The following is a 3,497-nucleotide window of genomic DNA, read 5'->3' as shown; positions in this document are numbered from 1 at the left end:
ACCCCCCCCCCCCCGCGCGGCGGGGCGCCCCCCCCCCCGCGCCCCCCCCCCCCCGCCCTGGTGTTGCCGGCGGTGTCAGCTTCCGGCGGAGCGGCGGCGGCGCGAGACCGCGACCAGCGCCGCACCCGCGGCAACGGCTGCGGCAGCGCCGCCGGCCTCCCAGCCGAGACCGTCCGTACCCGTGGCGGCCAGCTGGCCCGGGCGGGCGGAGGTGGCCGTGGCGGCGGTCCCGGCGGTGGTGGTGCCCGTGGCCGTACCGGCCGTACCGGTGGTGCCGGTGGTGCCTGCGGTGCCGGTGGTGCCGGTGGTCGTGGTCACCGCGGCGGGCTGGACACCCTGGCCCTGGCCGGACTCCGGCTGCGCGGCCGGCTTCGCGTCCGGGGTGCGGTCCTGGGCCGGCTTGCGGGCGGCATCGGCCTCGTCCTGCGCGCGGGCCGTGAACTGGCCCTCCTTCAGGAACTTGACGACGTCCGCGTAGGTGCCGCTCAGCGCCTTGCCGGCCGCCGCCTTCACGGCCGGCCCGCCCACGTCCATGATCTGCGAGAGCTTGACCCGGTCGTCGTCCTGACGGGCCTCGGCGTACCCGGTCTCCAGGAAGCGCCGCACGTCGGCGGCCGTGCCGTCGAGTGCCTTGCTGCCGGCCTCGCGCACACCGCGGCCGCAGTCCTTGTCGGCCATGAGGCGCAGCACCGCGACGCGGTCGTCCTCGGCCTGGGCCGTGGCCCAGCCCTTGGTGAGGAACGTGACGATGTCGGCGTCGGTCCCGTTCATCGCCTGGATCGCCGCCTCCTTGACCCCGCGGCCGGTGGCGGCCGACAGGATCTGGGCGACCTTCACCCGGTTGTCGTCCGCGCGCTGCCTGGGGAGTTCGACCTCCAGGAAGTGACGCACGGCGGCGGCGTCGCCCTTGAGGGCCTTCTCGCCGGCCTCGCGCACGCCTCGGCCGCACTCCTTGTCGGCGAGGATGGCCTGCACCTTGGCCCGGTCCTCGTCCTCGGCGCGGGCCGTGAACTGGCCCTCCTTGAGGAACCTGACGACGTCCGCGTAGGTGCCGTCCAGCGCCTTGCCGGCCGCCGCCTTCACGGCCGGCCCGCCCTCGGCCATGATCCGGCCGAGCATCACCCGGTCGTCGTCCGCGCGCTGCTTGGGAAGCTCGACCTCCAGGAAGTGGCGCAGCTCGGCCGCGCCGCCCTTGAGGGCCTTCCTCGCCGCGTCGCGCACGCCCCGGCCGGACTCCTTGTCCGCGAGGATGCGCTGGACCTCGGCGCGGTCGCGCTTCTCCTGGTCGCCCGCGTCCTGGTGCCCGGCGTCGTCCGGCTTGTCGGAGGCGGTGTCGGGTCCGGAGACGCCGGCCGGCTGCGGGCTGTCGGCGGCCGAGGCCGAGGACGGGAAGAGAACGGCGGGGGCCAGCACGGCAGCCGCGATCACGGCGGAGACCTTGGGCAGCTTCATCCAGCGAAACCTGATTCGTGCGGAGAGTTTGTGAACGGCCACAGCTTAGATCAACTCAAAGGTTTTCAATACCAAGTTTTTATCTGACTCGACGCCGTCCGGGAACGCCGCGCCCCCGGCGCCGGGGTGCGGCGGCCGGGGGCGCGGGTGTGCGGGGGTGCGGGGTGCGTCAGCTCTCGGTGGAGCGACGGCGGCGCGAGACGGCGACGAGCGCAGCACCTGCGGCGACGGCCGCGGCGGCGCCGCCGGCCTCCCAGCCGAAGCCGTCCGCGCCGGTGGCAGCGAGCTGGCCGGGGCGGGCGGAGGCGGCCCCGGCGGTGGCACCGGCGGCGCTCGCGGCGGTGCCGGTGGCCGCGGTCACGGCGGCGGGCTGGACGCCCTGGCCCTGGCCGGACTCCGGCTGCGCGACCGGCTTCTGGTCCGGGGTCCGGTCCTGGGCCGGCTTGCCGGCGGCGTCGGCCTCGTCCTGGGCGCGGGCCTTGGCCCAGCCCTCCTTGAGGAAGTTCGCGATGTCGTCGTTGCTGCCGTCGAGCGCCTGGAGCGCGGCCTTCTTCACGGCCGGCCCGCCGGTCTCGACGATCTGCGAGACCTTGATCCGGTTGTCGCTCGCGCGCAGCTGCGGCAGCTCGACCTCAAGGAAGCGCCGCACGTCGGCGGCCGTGCCGTTGAGCGCCTTCTGCGCACCCTCCTGCACGTGCCGGCCGTTGCTCTTGTCAGCGATGATGCGCAGCGTCTCGACGCGGTCGTCCTCCGCGCGGGCCGTGAACTGGCCCTCCTTGAGGAACTTGACGACGTCCGCGTCGGTGCCGTTGCGGAGCACGGCCTTGGCGGCGTCCCTGACGGCCCGGCCGGTGGCGACGGAGAGGATCTGGGCGACCTTCACCCGGTTGTCCGCCACCCGAGCCCCGGGGAGCTCGACGTCCAGGAAGTGCCGCACGGCGGCGGCGTCGCCCTTGAGGGCCTTCTCGCCGGCCTCGCGCACGCCGGCGCCGGTCTCCTTGTCGTCGAGGATGGCCTGCACCTTGGCCCGGTCCTCGTCCTCGGCGCGGGCCGTGAACTGGCCTTCCTTGAGGAACCTGACGACGTCCTCGGGGGTGCCGTTGCGGAGCACGTTCTTGGCGGCCTGCTTGAGCACGGGCCCGGCATTGTTGATGAGCTGGGCGACCCTCACCTGGTTGTCGATGGCCCGCTGCTCGGCGAGCTCGACCTCCAGGAAGCGGCGCAGCTCGGCGGCGCCGCCCTTGAGGGCCTTCTCGGCGGCCTCGCGCACGCCGACGCCGGATTCCTTGTCCGCGAGGATGCGCTGGACCTCGGCGCGGTCGCGCGTCTCCTGCTCGGTCATGTCGGGCTTGTCGGAGGCGGTGTCGGGTCCGGAGACGCCGGCCGGCTGCGGGCTGTCTGCGGCCGCGGCCGAGGACGGGAAGAGAACGGCGGGGGCCAGCACCGCGGCCGCGAGCACGGCGGACACCTTGGGCAGCTTCATCCAGCGAAACCTGATTCGTGCGAAGAGTTTGTGAACGACGACAGCATAGATCGGTTTTTGCTATTGCCATACCAATCATTTACCCGACCGTCCCGTCCCACGGCGCCCCCTACGCTGACGCCATGGAGAAGAGCGAGCTGCTGGTCGACGTCCGGGATCACGACGTCGACTCACTGATGGACTTCCGCACGGCCCTCGTCGCCGTCAACCACGAGGCCCTGCACCACTGGCAGGGCCGCAGCCTGGACGCGCTCTGGGACATCATCGAGAACCGCGGGTTCTCCGACCTCCTCGACTCCCACGACGTCCTGGTCGTGCGCGCGCGGCGCAGCGCCTTCCTGTCGGAGGAGCATCCGGTGGGCCGGGTGCTGCTGGAGGTCTTCGCCGATGCGACGCACGCGCGGCTGGAGCTGTCCTGACGCACCGCCCGCGGGGGGGGAGGAGGAGGGACGGGTGTGGCGGGGGGGGGGCGCCCCCCGCGCCGCGCGCCGCGGTTTGGCCCCAGAAGCCCCCCCGGCCCCCACGTTGACCCGCGCGGGCCCGCCCCCCCCAAACGGCGGCG

At 74.0% G+C, this 3,497-nt stretch carries 3 protein-coding genes; 1 reads left to right on the top strand and 2 read right to left on the bottom strand.

From position 1 onward, the window contains the following. Positions 1–75: 75 nt before the first annotated feature. Both ACFV4G_RS17890 and ACFV4G_RS17885 read right to left on the bottom strand, forming a co-directional pair. Complete coding sequence (locus ACFV4G_RS17890) at positions 76–1,452, bottom strand: ALF repeat-containing protein (protein ID WP_380441310.1); 1,377 nt, start codon at positions 1,450–1,452, stop codon at positions 76–78. A 169-nt stretch (positions 1,453–1,621) separates the two neighbouring features. After that, positions 1,622–2,935, bottom strand: a complete 1,314-nt coding sequence (locus ACFV4G_RS17885) for an ALF repeat-containing protein (protein ID WP_380441308.1) — start codon at positions 2,933–2,935, stop codon at positions 1,622–1,624. A gap of 122 nt (positions 2,936–3,057) precedes the next feature. On the opposite strand from ACFV4G_RS17885, the gene ACFV4G_RS17880 reads away from it, so the two are divergent. Next, positions 3,058–3,354, top strand: a complete 297-nt coding sequence (locus ACFV4G_RS17880) for a hypothetical protein (protein WP_380441306.1) — start codon at positions 3,058–3,060, stop codon at positions 3,352–3,354. The last annotated feature ends 143 nt before the right edge of the window (positions 3,355–3,497 follow it).

Origin of the sequence: Kitasatospora sp. NPDC059747, from assembly GCF_042732955.1 — a bacterium.
In the GTDB taxonomy this organism is placed as follows: domain Bacteria; phylum Actinomycetota; class Actinomycetes; order Streptomycetales; family Streptomycetaceae; genus Kitasatospora.
This window is presented reverse-complemented; position numbering and strand designations above follow the sequence as displayed.

Excerpts from the sequence above, each read along its gene's own strand:
- ACFV4G_RS17890 (WP_380441310.1), bottom strand. The coding sequence starts at position 1,452 with ATGAAGCTGCCCAAGGTCTCCGCCGTGATCGCGGCTGCCGTGCTGGCC.
- ACFV4G_RS17885 (WP_380441308.1), bottom strand. The coding sequence starts at position 2,935 with ATGAAGCTGCCCAAGGTGTCCGCCGTGCTCGCGGCCGCGGTGCTGGCC.
- ACFV4G_RS17880 (WP_380441306.1), top strand. The coding sequence starts at position 3,058 with ATGGAGAAGAGCGAGCTGCTGGTCGACGTCCGGGATCACGACGTCGAC.